The sequence below is a fragment of the Pseudomonas sp. D2002 genome (genome assembly GCF_013385735.1).
In the GTDB taxonomy this organism is placed as follows: domain Bacteria; phylum Pseudomonadota; class Gammaproteobacteria; order Pseudomonadales; family Pseudomonadaceae; genus Aquipseudomonas.
Genome location: NZ_JACAPL010000010.1, coordinates 322770 through 338881, shown reverse-complemented (window position 1 = coordinate 338881; position 16112 = coordinate 322770). Strand labels below are relative to the sequence as shown.

The 16112-nt window shown below is 55.5% G+C and carries 13 protein-coding genes and 4 tRNA genes; all 17 read left to right on the top strand.

All coding sequences use genetic code 11. The features are described from left to right. The first annotated feature begins 203 nt into the window (after nt 1–203). The 17 genes from birA (at nt 204) to rpsG (ending at nt 16101) form a co-directional block, all read left to right on the top strand. The gene (gene birA, locus HX783_RS21270; protein ID WP_177018107.1) at nt 204–1163 is read left to right on the top strand and encodes a bifunctional biotin--[acetyl-CoA-carboxylase] ligase/biotin operon repressor BirA; all 960 of its coding nucleotides are present in this window, start codon (nt 204–206) and stop codon (nt 1161–1163) included. Beyond that, nucleotides 1153–1902, top strand: a complete 750-nt coding sequence (locus tag HX783_RS21265; RefSeq protein WP_177018106.1) for a pantothenate kinase — start codon at nt 1153–1155, stop codon at nt 1900–1902. Before birA ends, HX783_RS21265 begins: the two co-directional genes overlap by 11 nt. Before the next feature lie 7 nt (nt 1903–1909). Then, nucleotides 1910–2356, top strand: coding sequence for a hypothetical protein (locus HX783_RS21260; protein WP_159960304.1), 447 nt, complete (start codon nt 1910–1912; stop codon nt 2354–2356). Between the two features lie 143 nt (nt 2357–2499). Further along, nucleotides 2500–2584: transfer RNA gene (locus HX783_RS21255), tRNA-Tyr, on the top strand. A 24-nt stretch (nt 2585–2608) separates the two neighbouring features. Further along, nucleotides 2609–2682: transfer RNA gene (locus HX783_RS21250), tRNA-Gly, on the top strand. 26 nt (nt 2683–2708) lie between these two features. Next, nucleotides 2709–2784: transfer RNA gene (locus HX783_RS21245), tRNA-Thr, on the top strand. A gap of 161 nt (nt 2785–2945) precedes the next feature. Continuing rightward, a tRNA-Trp gene (locus tag HX783_RS21240) sits at nt 2946–3021 on the top strand. Nucleotides 3022–3066: 45 nt separating this feature from the next. After that, nucleotides 3067–3435: a preprotein translocase subunit SecE gene (gene secE, locus HX783_RS21235; RefSeq protein ID WP_003194658.1), complete on the top strand. Its 369-nt coding sequence runs from the start codon at nt 3067–3069 to the stop codon at nt 3433–3435. Nucleotides 3436–3444: 9 nt separating this feature from the next. Further along, nucleotides 3445–3978 carry a transcription termination/antitermination protein NusG gene (gene nusG, locus HX783_RS21230; RefSeq protein ID WP_003176436.1) on the top strand — a complete coding sequence of 178 codons (534 nt, stop codon included), beginning with the start codon at nt 3445–3447 and terminating at the stop codon, nt 3976–3978. Between the two features lie 117 nt (nt 3979–4095). Next, nucleotides 4096–4527, top strand: a complete 432-nt coding sequence (rplK, locus tag HX783_RS21225; RefSeq protein WP_003176435.1) for a 50S ribosomal protein L11 — start codon at nt 4096–4098, stop codon at nt 4525–4527. Further along, nucleotides 4527–5222 (top strand): 50S ribosomal protein L1, encoded by a 696-nt coding sequence (gene rplA, locus HX783_RS21220; RefSeq protein WP_003232403.1) that lies wholly within the window; start codon nt 4527–4529, stop codon nt 5220–5222. The genes rplK and rplA overlap by 1 nt, the downstream gene beginning before the upstream one ends. A gap of 199 nt (nt 5223–5421) precedes the next feature. Next, the gene (gene rplJ / locus HX783_RS21215) at nt 5422–5922 is read left to right on the top strand and encodes a 50S ribosomal protein L10 (protein WP_010174464.1); all 501 of its coding nucleotides are present in this window, start codon (nt 5422–5424) and stop codon (nt 5920–5922) included. Nucleotides 5923–6000: 78 nt separating this feature from the next. Beyond that, nucleotides 6001–6366, top strand: coding sequence for a 50S ribosomal protein L7/L12 (gene rplL, locus HX783_RS21210; protein WP_010566858.1), 366 nt, complete (start codon nt 6001–6003; stop codon nt 6364–6366). A 220-nt stretch (nt 6367–6586) separates the two neighbouring features. Next, nucleotides 6587–10660, top strand: a complete 4074-nt coding sequence (gene rpoB, locus HX783_RS21205) for a DNA-directed RNA polymerase subunit beta (protein ID WP_053258275.1) — start codon at nt 6587–6589, stop codon at nt 10658–10660. Between the two features lie 64 nt (nt 10661–10724). Continuing rightward, entirely contained in the window at nt 10725–14924 is a 4200-nt protein-coding gene (rpoC, locus tag HX783_RS21200) for a DNA-directed RNA polymerase subunit beta' (protein ID WP_159960302.1), read from the top strand. A 216-nt stretch (nt 14925–15140) separates the two neighbouring features. Beyond that, nucleotides 15141–15512 (top strand): 30S ribosomal protein S12, encoded by a 372-nt coding sequence (rpsL, locus tag HX783_RS21195; RefSeq protein ID WP_002555494.1) that lies wholly within the window; start codon nt 15141–15143, stop codon nt 15510–15512. A gap of 118 nt (nt 15513–15630) precedes the next feature. Beyond that, nucleotides 15631–16101: a 30S ribosomal protein S7 gene (gene rpsG / locus HX783_RS21190; protein ID WP_002555493.1), complete on the top strand. Its 471-nt coding sequence runs from the start codon at nt 15631–15633 to the stop codon at nt 16099–16101. Nucleotides 16102–16112: the final 11 nt, after the last annotated feature.

Here is a 16112-nt window from a genome sequence, read left to right as displayed (position 1 = left end):
TAACGCAAACAGGGGTTTTGTCTTGGGCGACCGAAAAAAATAATCGGGGTGGTGCTTGCTCGCGGTGAAGTTAACGATTGTTCGCGATGCCCGGCCCGCCTTTGCGCGCCGGATTCTCTCCCTGCAATGCTAAATCCCTACCTTTCTATGCAATGGCCTTATGCATGGCTATCATGCGTGCCTCATTGTGAGGCGATGCATGCATGCTGACGTTGTTAGAACTTCTTAAAGATGGCCGATTCCATTCCGGAGAGGCGCTGGGTGTCGCCTTGGGTGTCAGCCGTAGCGCAGTTTGGAAGCAGCTCCAGCATCTTGAGGCGGAACTGAATCTGCCCATTCATAAAATTCGTGGTAAGGGGTATCAGCTTGCGTCCCCCTTGGTCTTCTTGAATGCAGCAGAAATTGAAGCAAATGCTGCTTCTTTGACGTGGCCCGTTTACATTTCAGACTCTATTGACTCCACCAATGCCGAAGCTTTACGCCTTGTCGATGCCGGCTACGCCGCGCCATTCCTGGTGCTTGCTGAGCAGCAAACGGCCGGAAGGGGGAGGCGAGGCCGCAAGTGGGTTAGCCCATTCGCTCAGAATGTCTATTACAGCCTTGTATTGCGTATCGAGGGTGGGCTGCGTCAGTTGGAAGGTCTTAGCCTCGTAGTGGGATTGGCGGTCATGCAGGCTCTGCGTGAATTAGGTGTACATAGTGCTGCCTTGAAATGGCCAAACGACGTCCTGGTTGGGCAAAAGAAAATAGCTGGCATCCTGCTCGAGTTGGTGGGGGATCCAGCTGACATTTGTCATGTTGTTCTTGGAATAGGCATTAACGTCAATATGCAGCAGGCTGCTGAGGTTGATCAGCAGTGGACTTCGGCACAGTTGGAAACAGGCTCTGCGGTCGACCGCAATCACTTGGTTGCACAGCTGAGCCTGCAGTTGCAGAGCCACCTGGAACGACACAAGGCCTCTGGTTTTTCTGCGCTCCATGAAGAGTGGGAGAGAAATCATTTGTGGCAGGGCAAGGCTGTCTCTCTCATTGCCGGCGCCAACCAGATCGACGGTGTTGTACTGGGAATCGACCACCAAGGCGCATTGCGTCTAAGCGTCGACGGTATCGAGAAAATATATAGCGGTGGTGAGTTAAGCCTGAGGCTGCGTGATGATTCTTGAGCTCGACTGTGGGAATAGCTTTATCAAGTGGCGTGTACTCGAGTCGGAGGCCGCTAGCGCCTCTGCGGAAGGAGTTGTCGGTTCGGATCTCGCATTGATTGAGAGCCTGAAAGCAATTCCTGGCCTGTCGCTGACGCGCTGCCGTTTGGTAAGTGTCCGTGCTTCAGAGGAGACCAGCAAGCTGGTTGAGGCGCTACAGGGCGGCTTTGGAGTCGCTGTTGCCTGTGCTGTCCCGGCGCGAGAAATGGCGGGAGTGCGCAACGGGTATGAAGAGTTTGAGCGTCTCGGGCTTGATCGCTGGTTAGCGATGCTGGGTGGTTTCAATTTGGCACCAGGTGCTTGCCTGGTGCTCGACTTCGGCACCGCAGCGACTGCGGACTTCATCGCTGCTGATGGTGAGCATCTCGGAGGCTTCATATGCCCAGGATTGCCCCTTATGCGCAGCCAGTTGCGAACGCACACCCGCAAGATCCGCTACGACGACGCCGCGGCCGAACAGGCTATGGAGCGTCTGTCCCCTGGGCGAACGACCGTTGAGGCCGTCGAGCGTGGTTGTACGCTGATGCTCAGGGGATTTGTATTGACCCAGCTCGAGCTGGCTCGGCGTTATTGGGGGGATGACTTCACCGTTTTCCTAACCGGCGGTGATGCTGACCTAGTCTCGGATGCCGTACCGAAAGCTCGCTTTGTTCCGGATTTGGTTTTTGTGGGTCTGGCGATGGCGTGCCCTTTGTCCTGAGGTGTTTATGCGTTGGCTGTTTTTGCTTTTGCTGGTTCTCAATGCCTTCTATTACATCTGGCATCAACAAGAGGCCCCGTTGCGCGCCAAGGACGTCACGCCCCTGAGTCTATATCGAGGCTCTCAGCAGGACATTCGACTGTTGAGCGAGTCTTCTGATCCGGTAGTTCGCCGTGATCGAGCAAAAGCGCCCGATCCACAAAATACGTGCCTATACATAGGTGGCTTTGCTGATCCGCGGCAACTGCAGTCGCTCGAGCAGCGTCTGGTGAGTCTGGATATAAGGGTCAAGGTGCAACAGCTCAATGCGCCTGACGCTTCCGGCTATTGGCTCCGTGTGGCCCCTGAAAGCAGGCGTCTGGCCGACGATCTGCCCTTTGAAAACCTTGCTAAGGAATTCAATGAGTTAAAACATAAAATAATGCTGTGCGAAGGCATTGCAACTGTCGAATAGTTTGCATAGAATGGCGCCCGCTTCGCAGTGAAGACCTTTACGGCCTGCAGTGCGAAGCGAGCGTCAACGCAGCTAACCTCATATTTTTTAATGAGAAAATGCTTGACAGAAGGCCGGCGTGATGTAGAATGCCGGCTCGCTTAGGAGGGGTTCCCGAGCGGCCAAAGGGATCAGACTGTAAATCTGACGTCTACGACTTCGAAGGTTCGAATCCTTCCCCCTCCACCATTTTTAGCGTGAGCTGCAAGCTCCGCGGGTATAGTTTAGTGGTAGAACCTCAGCCTTCCAAGCTGATGATGCGGGTTCGATTCCCGCTACCCGCTCCAAGTTTGCAGGTTGTGCACGGTGTTTTGCTCTTGTAGCTCAGTTGGTAGAGCACACCCTTGGTAAGGGTGAGGTCAGCGGTTCAAATCCGCTCAAGAGCTCCATATAACAAGGCAGATATGAAAATATCTGCCTTTGTTTTAACAGCTACCTCGGCTTGATGGTGTTGTGCCTGGCGTTGATGTTGGGTGATTTCAAGCCTCTTGGGGTTGGTTGTTGTAAAGTCTTTTTCAGGCCTGCATAATGGTCGGCCTGATTTTGTTTTAGGTCAGTAGCTCAATTGGCAGAGCGACGGTCTCCAAAACCGTAGGTTGGGGGTTCGATTCCCTCCTGACCTGCCAGATTCACGTGGTGTGTCTGGCTTTCTTTTCACAGGATCTTCATAGATGACTCCTAAGGCTGAAGCTCAAAGCTCTCGTTTCGATCTAGTCAAGTGGCTTGCTGTAGTCGCATTGGTAGTCGTAGGCGTAGTTGGCAATCAGTACTATTCTGCTTCGCCGATCCTGTACCGCGTACTCGCTTTGCTTGCCCTTGCTGCTGTAGCTGCCTTTGTAGGCCTGCAGACTGCCAAAGGCAAGTCTTTCGCAGTCCTGGTAAAGGAAGCTCGCACAGAAATCCGTAAAGTCGTTTGGCCGACTCGCCAAGAAACCACGCAGACCACGTTGATTGTTGTGGCTGTTGTTCTGGTTATGGCGTTGCTGTTGTGGGGGCTTGATTCCCTGCTCGGCTGGCTTGTTTCCTTGATTGTTGGCTAAGGGTGTCCCGTGGCTAAGCGTTGGTACGTTGTGCATGCTTACTCGGGTTACGAGAAGCATGTGATGCGCTCTTTGCTGGAGCGCGTAAAGCTGGCAGGCATGGAAGATGGCTTCGGCGAAATTCTGGTTCCCACTGAAGAAGTGGTTGAAATGCGGAATGGCCAGAAGCGTAAAAGTGAACGCAAGTTCTTCCCTGGCTATGTGCTGGTTCAGATGGACATGAATGAAGGTACTTGGCACTTGGTCAAGGACACTCCTCGTGTCATGGGTTTCATTGGCGGTACTGCCGATAAGCCTGCTCCGATCACCGACAAAGAGGCGGAAGCAATTCTGCGTCGTGTTGCTGACGGTAGCGACAAGCCTAAGCCGAAGACGTTGTTCGAGCCGGGTGAGGTTGTTCGTGTCACAGATGGTCCGTTTGCTGATTTCAACGGTACTGTCGAAGAAGTTAACTACGAAAAGAGCCGGATCCAAGTGGCAGTGCTCATTTTCGGTCGCTCTACTCCGGTAGAGTTGGAGTTCAGCCAGGTCGAGAAGGTCTAGCTGAGCAAGCATCCCAACCCCGCAGCCTTAGGCTGTGGGGTTTTGTCGTCACTGGGATAAACGCGCAAGTAACCGGGGAGCCTTTCGAGGCGTTTGAACCCGTAATTGGAGTGCCTCATGGCCAAGAAGATTACCGCTTACATCAAGCTGCAAGTGAAGGCCGCTCAGGCCAACCCAAGTCCACCTGTCGGCCCGGCCCTGGGTCAGCACGGCGTGAACATCATGGAATTCTGCAAGGCCTTCAACGCCCGTACTCAGGGTCTTGAGCCAGGTCTGCCGACTCCAGTGATCATCACTGTATACAGCGACCGTAGCTTCACTTTCGAAACCAAGTCGACCCCGGCTTCGGTTTTGCTGAAGAAGGCTGCAGGTCTGACTAGCGGTTCCGCTCGTCCTAACACCGTTAAGGTTGGCACCGTAACTCGTGCTCAGCTGGAAGAAATCGCGAAAACCAAAAACGCGGATCTGACTGCAGCTGATATGGATGCAGCCGTGCGTACCATCGCCGGTTCTGCTCGTAGCATGGGCCTTAACGTGGAGGGTGTGTAATGGCTAAGCTGACCAAGCGCCAAAAGGCTATCGCCGGCAAAATCGAAGCAGGCAAGGCCTACAACTTTGTAGACGCCGCTGCCCTGCTGACCGAGCTGTCGACTGTCAAGTTCAGCGAGTCCGTTGACGTTGCTGTAAACCTGGGTGTTGACCCACGTAAATCCGACCAGGTCGTTCGTAGCGCTACTGTGCTGCCACACGGTACTGGCAAGACTGTACGTGTTGCTGTCTTCACCCAAGGCCCGGCAGCTGAAGCTGCTCTGGCCGCCGGCGCCGATCGCGTTGGCATGGACGACCTGGCTGCCGAAATGAAAGGCGGCGACCTGAACTACGACGTAGTTATTGCTTCCCCGGATGCAATGCGCGTTGTAGGTCAGTTGGGTCAGATCCTCGGTCCACGTGGTCTGATGCCTAACCCTAAAGTCGGCACCGTAACCCCAGACGTAGCTACCGCGGTTAAAAACGCCAAGGCTGGTCAGGTTCGTTATCGCACCGACAAAAACGGCATCATCCACACTTCCGTTGGCAAAGTCGGCTTCGACGCCGTCAAGCTGAAGGAAAACGTTGAAGCCCTGATCGCTGATCTGAAGCGTATCAAGCCAGCTTCCTCGAAAGGCATCTACGTTAAGCGCGTTACCCTGAGCACCACTATGGGCCCAGGTCTGGTCATCGACCAAGGCTCGCTGGACGTATAAGACACAGATTGGCGCGAGAGATCGCGCCAATCGAAAAAATTGGGGTCCCTGCCTGGCGGGGGCTATCCAAGACCGTAGGCGGCGCAAGCCTTAAACCACAAGCCTACGCAGATGGTGCTCCCGGTTCCTTACCGAATCAGACACCAAAACGACATCCGGCTTCGGCCAGATGAAACGGTAACAAGCAGGAGTTAAACCCGTGGCAATTAATCTCGAAGACAAGAAGGCCATCGTCGCTGAAGTCAACGAGGCTGCCAAAGCTGCTCTGTCCGCTGTCGTGGCTGATGCCCGTGGTGTGACAGTAGGCGCTATGACCGGACTCCGTAAAGAGGCTCGTGAAGCTGGCGTATACGTACGAGTTGTACGTAACACCCTGCTCAAGCGCGCTGTTGCTGACACTGAATACAGTGTCCTCAACGACGTGTTCACCGGCCCGACTCTGATCGCGTTCTCTAAAGAACATCCAGGCGCTGCTGCCCGTTTGTTCAAAGAATTCGCCAAGAGTCAGGATAAGTTCGAGATCAAGGCAGCTGCGTTCGAGGGCAAGTTCCTCGCAGCTAACCAAATCGACGTACTGGCAACACTGCCGACCCGTAACGAAGCTATTTCGCAGCTGATGAGCGTGATTCAAGGCGCTACCAGCAAGCTGGCTCGTACTCTGGCTGCAGTTCGCGAGCAAAAAGAAGCTGCCGCAGCCTAAGGCTGAGCACCTCCTTTCGCGTATTTTTGTTTATTTCGATGGCCGCGTAGGCCGTCCCCCAATTCAGGAAATACAGTAATGTCTATCTCCCAAGAAGATATCCTCAACGCCGTAGCTGAAATGTCGGTTCTGCAGGTTGTTGAGCTGATCAAAGCTTTCGAAGAAAAATTCGGCGTTTCCGCTGCCGCTGCTTCCGCTGGCCCAGCTGTTGCTGCTGTTGCTGCTGAAGAGCAAACCGAATTCAACGTCATGCTGCTGGAAGCTGGCGAGAAGAAAGTAAACGTGATCAAGGCAGTTCGTGAACTGACCGGTCTGGGCCTGAAAGAAGCCAAGGCTGTAGTTGACGGCGCTCCTGCCCAGGTTCTGGAAGCAGTGTCGAAAGACGCCGCTGACAAAGCTAAAGCAGTGCTGGAAGAAGCAGGCGCTAAAGTCGAGCTGAAGTAAGCATCGACCTTGCGTCTCCAGCCCAAGCGTTAAGCTGAAGGCTGATGGCTGGTGGCTCTTGCCACCGGCCTTTTTCCGTTCTTGGCTGTCGACTCGGTCGCCGCCATTAACGCGCTGTAGCCACCCGATGCGGTGGTGCAAACCATGGGGTTTGCGAGATTTTCTGGCTGCTCCCGTCGGGAGGGGCCAAACAAGCAGGTGACCAAGCTGGGGAACGCTGATGGCTTACTCATATACTGAGAAAAAACGTATCCGCAAGGACTTTAGCAAGTTGCCGGACGTCATGGATGTCCCGTACCTTCTGGCTATCCAGCTGGATTCGTATCGTGAATTCTTGCAAGCGGGAGCGACTAAAGATCAGTTCCGCGACGTGGGCCTGCATGCGGCCTTCAAATCCGTTTTCCCGATCATCAGCTACTCCGGCAATGCTGCGCTGGAGTACGTGGGTTATCGCCTGGGCGAACCGGCATTTGATGTCAAAGAATGCGTGTTGCGCGGTGTTACGTACGCCGTACCTTTGCGGGTAAAAGTCCGTCTGATCATTTTCGACAAAGAATCGTCGAACAAAGCGATCAAGGACATCAAAGAGCAAGAAGTCTACATGGGCGAAATCCCACTGATGACTGAAAACGGTACCTTCGTTATCAACGGTACCGAACGCGTTATCGTTTCCCAGCTGCACCGTTCCCCGGGCGTGTTCTTCGACCACGACCGCGGCAAGACGCACAGCTCCGGTAAGCTCCTGTACTCCGCGCGGATCATTCCGTACCGCGGCTCGTGGTTGGACTTCGAGTTCGACCCGAAAGACTGCGTGTTCGTGCGTATCGACCGTCGTCGTAAGCTGCCGGCCTCGGTGCTGCTGCGCGCGCTCGGCTATACCACTGAGCAAGTGCTGGACGCTTTCTACACCACCAACGTATTCAGCCTGAAGGATGAAACCCTCAGCCTGGAACTGATTGCTTCGCGTCTGCGTGGTGAAATTGCTGTCCTGGATATCCAGGATGAGAATGGCAAGGTCATCGTTGAAGCCGGCCGCCGTATTACTGCGCGCCACATCAACCAGATCGAAAAAGCCGGTATCAAGTCGCTGGACGTGCCTTTGGACTACGTCCTGGGCCGCACCACTGCCAAGGTCATCGTTCACCCGGCTACAGGCGAAATCCTGGCTGAGTGCAACACCGAGCTGAACACCGAGATCCTGGCGAAAATCGCCAAGGCCCAGGTTGTTCGCATCGAGACCCTGTACACCAACGACATCGACTGCGGTCCGTTCATCTCCGACACACTGAAGATCGACTCCACCAGCAACCAATTGGAAGCGCTGGTCGAGATCTATCGCATGATGCGTCCTGGTGAGCCGCCAACCAAAGACGCTGCCGAGACCCTTTTCAACAACCTGTTCTTCAGCCCTGAGCGCTATGACCTGTCTGCGGTCGGCCGGATGAAGTTCAACCGTCGTATCGGTCGTACCGAGATCGAAGGTTCGGGCGTGTTGTGCAAGGAAGACATCGTCGCGGTACTGAAGACTCTGGTCGACATCCGCAACGGTAAAGGCATCGTCGATGACATCGACCACTTGGGTAACCGCCGTGTTCGCTGCGTAGGCGAAATGGCCGAGAACCAGTTCCGCGTTGGCCTGGTACGTGTCGAGCGTGCGGTCAAAGAGCGTCTGTCGATGGCTGAAAGCGAAGGCCTGATGCCGCAAGACCTGATCAATGCCAAGCCAGTGGCTGCGGCGGTGAAAGAGTTCTTCGGTTCCAGCCAGCTCTCGCAGTTCATGGACCAGAACAACCCGCTCTCCGAGATCACCCACAAGCGCCGTGTTTCCGCACTGGGCCCGGGCGGTCTGACCCGTGAGCGTGCAGGCTTTGAAGTTCGTGACGTACACCCGACGCACTACGGTCGTGTTTGCCCGATCGAAACGCCGGAAGGTCCGAACATCGGTCTGATCAACTCCCTGGCCGCTTATGCGCGCACTAACCAGTACGGCTTCCTCGAGAGCCCGTACCGTGTAGTTAAAGACGCTCTGGTCACCGACGAGATCGTATTCCTGTCCGCTATCGAAGAAGCTGATCACGTGATCGCTCAGGCTTCGGCCACGATGAACGACAAGAAAGTCCTGATCGACGAGCTGGTAGCTGTTCGTCACTTGAACGAGTTCACCGTTAAGGCGCCGGAAGACGTCACCTTGATGGACGTTTCGCCGAAGCAGGTAGTTTCGGTTGCTGCGTCGCTGATCCCGTTCCTGGAGCACGATGACGCCAACCGTGCGTTGATGGGTTCCAACATGCAGCGTCAAGCTGTACCGACCCTGCGTGCCGACAAGCCGCTGGTAGGTACCGGCATGGAGCGTAACGTAGCCCGTGACTCCGGCGTTTGCGTCGTGGCTCGTCGTGGCGGCGTGATCGACTCCGTTGATGCCAGCCGTATCGTGGTTCGTGTTGCCGATGACGAAGTTGAAACTGGCGAAGCCGGTGTCGACATCTACAACCTGACCAAATACACCCGCTCGAACCAGAACACCTGCATCAACCAGCGTCCGCTGGTGAGCAAGGGTGATCGCGTTCAGCGTAGCGACATCATGGCCGACGGCCCGTCCACCGATATGGGTGAGCTGGCTCTGGGTCAGAACATGCGCATCGCGTTCATGGCATGGAACGGCTTCAACTTCGAAGACTCCATCTGCCTGTCCGAGCGTGTTGTTCAAGAAGACCGCTTCACCACGATCCACATCCAGGAACTGACCTGTGTGGCACGTGACACCAAGCTTGGGCCTGAAGAGATCACTGCAGACATCCCGAACGTGGGTGAAGCTGCACTGAACAAGCTGGACGAAGCCGGTATCGTTTACGTAGGTGCTGAAGTTGGCGCAGGCGACATTCTGGTCGGTAAGGTCACTCCGAAAGGCGAGACCCAACTGACTCCGGAAGAGAAGCTGTTGCGTGCCATCTTCGGTGAAAAAGCCAGCGACGTTAAAGACACCTCCCTGCGCGTACCTACCGGTACCAAGGGTACTGTCATCGACGTACAGGTCTTCACCCGTGACGGCGTTGAGCGTGATGCTCGTGCACTGTCCATCGAGAAGACCCAACTCGACGAGATCCGCAAGGACCTGAACGAAGAGTTCCGTATCGTTGAAGGCGCGACCTTCGAACGTCTGCGTTCCGCTCTGGTAGGCCACAAGGCTGAAGGCGGCGCAGGTCTGAAGAAAGGTCAGGACATCACCGACGAAATCCTCGACGGTCTTGAGCACGGCCAGTGGTTCAAACTGCGCATGGCTGAAGATGCTCTGAACGAGCAGCTCGAGAAGGCCCAGGCCTATATCGTTGATCGCCGCCGTCTGCTGGACGACAAGTTCGAAGACAAGAAGCGCAAACTGCAGCAGGGCGATGACCTGGCTCCAGGCGTGCTGAAAATCGTCAAGGTTTACCTGGCAATCCGTCGCCGCATCCAGCCGGGCGACAAGATGGCCGGTCGTCACGGTAACAAGGGTGTGGTCTCCGTGATCATGCCGGTTGAAGACATGCCGCACGATGCCAATGGCACCCCGGTCGACGTCGTCCTCAACCCGTTGGGCGTACCTTCGCGTATGAACGTTGGTCAGATCCTTGAAACCCACCTGGGCCTCGCGGCCAAAGGTCTGGGCGAGAAGATCAACCGTATGATCGAAGAGCAGCGCAAGGTCGCAGACCTGCGCAAGTTCCTGCACGAGATCTACAACGAGATCGGCGGTCGCAACGAAGAGCTGGACACCTTCTCCGACCAGGAAATCCTGGATCTGGCGAAGAACCTGCGCGGCGGCGTTCCAATGGCTACCCCGGTGTTCGACGGTGCCAAGGAAAGCGAAATCAAGGCCATGCTGAAACTGGCAGACCTGCCAGAAAGCGGCCAGATGCAGCTGTTCGACGGCCGTACCGGCAACAAGTTTGAGCGCCCGGTTACTGTTGGCTACATGTACATGCTGAAGCTGAACCACTTGGTAGACGACAAGATGCACGCTCGTTCTACCGGTTCGTACAGCCTGGTTACCCAGCAGCCGCTGGGTGGTAAGGCTCAGTTCGGTGGTCAGCGTTTCGGGGAGATGGAGGTCTGGGCACTGGAAGCATACGGTGCTGCTTACACTCTGCAAGAAATGCTCACAGTGAAGTCGGACGATGTGAACGGTCGGACCAAGATGTACAAAAACATCGTGGACGGCGATCACCGTATGGAGCCGGGCATGCCCGAGTCTTTCAACGTGTTGATCAAAGAAATTCGTTCCCTCGGCATCGATATCGATCTGGAAACCGAATAACACGTGACGCGAATCGAGAGCGGGGCTGTTTAGCCCGCTCTCTGCTCCGCCAGGAGGAAAGGCCTTGAAAGACCTACTGAATTTGCTGAAAAACCAGGGTCAAGTCGAAGAGTTCGACGCCATCCGTATAGGATTGGCATCGCCTGAGATGATCCGTTCGTGGTCGTTCGGTGAAGTTAAAAAGCCGGAAACCATTAACTACCGTACGTTCAAACCTGAGCGTGACGGCCTGTTCTGCGCCAAGATCTTTGGCCCGGTAAAGGATTACGAGTGCCTGTGCGGTAAGTACAAGCGCTTGAAGCACCGTGGTGTGATCTGCGAGAAGTGCGGCGTTGAAGTTGCGCTGGCTAAAGTTCGTCGTGAGCGTATGGCGCACATCGAACTGGCTTCGCCGGTTGCCCACATCTGGTTCCTGAAATCGCTGCCGTCCCGTATCGGCTTGCTGATGGACATGACCCTGCGTGATATCGAACGCGTTCTCTACTTCGAGAGCTATGTCGTTATCGATCCAGGCATGACCACCCTTGAAAAAGGTCAGCTGCTGAACGACGAGCAGTACTTCGAAGCGCTGGAAGAGTTCGGCGACGATTTCGATGCCCGCATGGGTGCCGAAGCTGTCCGTGAACTGCTGCACGCTATCGACCTGGAACACGAGATTGGCCGTCTGCGTGAAGAAATTCCGCAAACCAACTCCGAAACCAAAATCAAGAAACTGTCCAAGCGTCTGAAGTTGATGGAAGCCTTCCAGGGTTCCGGCAACTTGCCAGAGTGGATGGTGCTGACCGTTCTGCCGGTTCTGCCGCCAGACCTGCGTCCGCTGGTACCGTTGGACGGTGGTCGTTTCGCGACGTCCGACCTCAACGACCTGTACCGCCGCGTGATCAACCGTAACAACCGCTTGAAGCGCCTGCTTGATCTGTCCGCTCCGGACATCATCGTGCGCAACGAAAAGCGTATGTTGCAAGAAGCTGTCGATGCCTTGCTCGACAACGGTCGTCGTGGCCGCGCTATCACCGGTTCCAACAAGCGTCCTCTGAAATCCTTGGCTGACATGATCAAGGGTAAGCAAGGTCGTTTCCGTCAGAACTTGCTCGGTAAGCGTGTTGACTACTCCGGTCGTTCGGTAATTACCGTAGGCCCGACCCTGCGTCTGCACCAGTGCGGTCTGCCTAAGAAGATGGCACTTGAGCTGTTCAAGCCATTCATCTTCGGCAAGCTGGAAATGCGCGGTCTCGCGACCACCATCAAAGCGGCCAAGAAAATGGTCGAGCGCGAACTGCCAGAGGTTTGGGACGTTCTCGCTGAGGTGATCCGCGAACACCCGGTTCTCCTCAACCGTGCACCGACCCTTCACCGTCTGGGGATCCAGGCGTTTGAACCAGTACTGATCGAAGGTAAGGCTATCCAGCTGCACCCTCTGGTCTGTGCTGCGTACAACGCCGACTTCGACGGCGACCAAATGGCCGTGCACGTACCGCTGACACTGGAAGCTCAGTTGGAAGCGCGTGCGTTGATGATGTCGACCAACAACATTCTGTCGCCAGCCAACGGTGAGCCAATCATCGTTCCGTCGCAGGACGTTGTATTGGGTCTGTACTACATGACCCGTGAAGCGATCAACGCCAAGGGCGAAGGTCGTGTGTTCGCTGACCTGCAAGAAGTTGACCGTGTGTTCCGTGCCGGCGAAGCCGCACTGCACGCCAAGGTCAAAGTGCGGATCAACGAAACCGTCAACGACCGTGACGGCGGCAGCGTGACCAACACCCGTATCGTCGACACCACTGTCGGCCGTGCGCTGTTGTATCAAGTTGTGCCAAAAGGTCTGTCGTACGACGTCGTCAACCTGCCGATGAAGAAAAAGGCGATCTCCAAGCTGATCAACCAGTGCTACCGCGTGGTTGGTTTGAAAGAGACCGTGATCTTCGCTGACCAGTTGATGTACACCGGTTTTGCTTATTCGACTATTTCCGGCGTTTCCATCGGTGTTAACGACTTCGTTATCCCGGATGAAAAAGCTCAGATCATCGGTGCCGCTACCGATGAAGTGAAAGAGATCGAAAGCCAGTACGCCTCCGGCCTGGTAACCCAGGGCGAGAAGTACAACAAAGTGATCGACCTTTGGTCCAAGGCCAACGACGAAGTGTCGAAGGCGATGATGGCTAACCTCTCGAAAGAGAAGGTTATCGATCGTCATGGCGTAGAAGTCGATCAAGAGTCGTTCAACTCGATGTACATGATGGCCGACTCGGGCGCACGGGGTTCTGCTGCGCAGATCCGTCAGCTCGCCGGTATGCGTGGCCTGATGGCCAAGCCGGACGGTTCCATCATCGAGACGCCGATTACTGCGAACTTCCGTGAAGGTTTGAGCGTACTTCAGTACTTCATCTCCACTCACGGTGCTCGTAAAGGTCTGGCGGATACCGCGCTGAAAACCGCTAACTCCGGTTACCTGACTCGTCGTCTGGTAGACGTTGCGCAAGACTTGGTTGTGACTGAAGTCGACTGCGGCACCGAGCACGGTCTGCTGATGACTCCGCACATCGAAGGCGGCGACGTTGTAGAGCCGTTGGGTGAGCGCGTACTGGGTCGAGTAATCGCCCGTGACGTATTCAAGCCAGGTACCGAGGAAATCATCGTTCCTGCCGGCACTCTGGTAGACGAGAAGTGGGTCGAGTTCATCGAACTCAACAGCATCGACGAAGTGATTGTTCGCTCGCCGATCAGCTGCGAAACCCGCTACGGCATTTGCGCCAAGTGCTACGGTCGTGACTTGGCTCGTGGTCACCAGGTGAACATCGGTGAAGCGGTCGGCGTTATCGCTGCCCAGTCGATCGGTGAGCCGGGTACCCAGCTGACCATGCGTACGTTCCACATTGGTGGTGCGGCAAGCCGGACCTCCGCAGCTGACAGCGTTCAGGTGAAGAATGGCGGTACTGTCCGTCTGCACAATCTGAAGCACGTTGAGCGAGTGGATGGCCACCTGGTTGCTGTGTCCCGTTCCGGTGAGCTGGCAATCGCTGATGACTACGGTCGTGAGCGTGAGCGTTACAAGCTGCCGTACGGTGCTGTGATTTCGGTTAAAGAAGGTGACAAGGTCGACGCTGGCGCAATCGTGGCCAAGTGGGATCCGCACACTCACCCAATCGTTACCGAAATGAAAGGTACCGTGACCTACGTGGGCATGGAAGAAGGCATCACGATCAAGCGTCAGACTGACGAATTGACCGGTATGACCAACATTGAAGTACTCGACGCGAAAGATCGTCCAGCTGCCGGTAAGGACATCCGTCCTGCCGTTAAGATGGTCGATGACAACGGCAAGGACTTGTTGCTGCCAGGCACTGACGTAATCGCTCAGTACTTCCTGCCAGCCAACGCCCTGGTCGGTGTAGCGGACGGTGCGAAGATCGCGATCGGTGATGTTATCGCGCGTATCCCGCAAGAAACTTCGAAGACCCGTGACATCACCGGTGGTCTGCCGCGTGTTGCCGACTTGTTCGAAGCTCGTCGTCCGAAAGAAGCGTCGATTCTGGCTGAAGTCAGCGGCACCATCGCGTTCGGTAAAGAGACCAAAGGCAAGCGCCGTCTGGTCATTACCCCGAACGACGGTAGCGATCCGTATGAAGAGCTGATTCCGAAGTGGCGTCACCTGAACGTGTTCGAAGGCGAACAGGTAAACCGCGGCGAAGTTATCTCCGACGGCCCAAGCGATCCACACGACATCCTGCGTCTGCTGGGTGTGAGTGCGCTGGCCAAGTACATCGTTAACGAGATCCAGGACGTTTACCGTCTGCAAGGCGTGAAGATCAACGATAAGCACATCGAGACCATCCTGCGTCAGATGTTGCGTAAAGTTGAAATCGCTGAATCCGGCGATTCCAGTTTCATCAAGGGCGACCAGATGGAACTGACTCACGTACTGGTAGAAAACGAACGTCTGAGCGCGGAAGACAAATTTGTCTCCAAGTTCACTCGTGTGTTGCTGGGTATCACCAAGGCGTCGTTGTCCACTGAGTCGTTCATCTCGGCGGCCTCCTTCCAGGAGACCACTCGCGTACTGACCGAAGCAGCGGTAACCGGCAAGCGCGATTACCTGCGCGGCCTGAAAGAAAACGTGGTCGTGGGTCGTCTGATCCCGGCGGGTACCGGTTTGGCTTACCACAGCGAGCGCAAGCGCCGCCGTGATGCTGACAAGCCGCTGCGCGTAAGCGCCAGTGAAGTGGAAGCTGCACTGACCGAAGCGCTGAACTCAAGCGGTAACTGAGTTCTGCGGTAAATAAGTCCGGGCCCTGGCAGCCCCATTCGTCGGATCGAGGCAGTTTTGTCCCGGTTCGATGAGAGGGGAGGTCGGGGCCTTGCCTTGACTGGGGGCAAGATCCTCTTTAGACTCTTGTACCCCTAAATTTGGCGGGAATTCGTTCCTGCCATTTTGCTTTTCTTGCAAGACAATAGCGTCGCAAGACAACAGTGGAGCTAGTAGATGGCAACTATCAACCAGCTGGTACGTCAGCCGCGTAAGCGTATCGTCGAGAAATCCGACGTGCCTGCGCTGCAGAACTGCCCGCAACGTCGTGGCGTATGCACTCGCGTGTATACCACTACGCCGAAAAAACCTAACTCGGCACTGCGTAAAGTATGCCGTGTGCGTCTGACCAACGGTTTCGAGGTTTCCTCGTACATCGGTGGTGAAGGCCACAACCTGCAAGAGCACAGCGTGGTACTGATCCGCGGCGGTCGTGTAAAAGACTTGCCAGGTGTTCGTTACCACACCGTACGCGGCTCCTTGGATACTTCCGGCGTTAAAGGTCGTAACCAGGGTCGTTCGAAGTACGGTACCAAGAAGCCTAAGTAGTAGCGGCTTTTTGTAAAACTGAATCATCTTATTTTCTGAGTCGATAAGAGTAAGGTCGGAGGCGTCCCGAAAGGGCACTGATTCCGAGCGAACCTGAAGACCGTTTGAGGGCTTATCCATGCCAAGAAGACGCGTAGCAGCCAAGCGCGAAGTGCTTGACGATCCAAAATACGGAAGCCAAATTCTGGCCAAGTTCATGAACCACGTGATGGAAAGCGGCAAGAAAGCCGTTGCCGAGCGTATCGTTTATGGCGCGCTGGAAAAGGTTAAAGAACGCAAGAACAGCGACCCCCTGGAAATCTTCGAGAAAGCTCTCGACGCCATCGCTCCGCTGGTCGAAGTGAAGTCGCGCCGTGTAGGCGGTGCTACTTACCAGGTTCCGGTTGAAGTTCGTCCGTCCCGTCGTAACGCTCTGGCAATGCGCTGGTTGGTAGACTTCGCCCGTAAGCGCGGCGAGAAGTCTATGGCTCTGCGTTTGGCTGGCGAACTGTTGGACGCTGCTGAAGGTAAAGGTGCTGCTGTTAAGAAGCGTGAAGACGTGCACCGTATGGCTGAAGCTAACAAAGCTTTCTCGCACTACCGCTTCTAATCTTAGCTTCA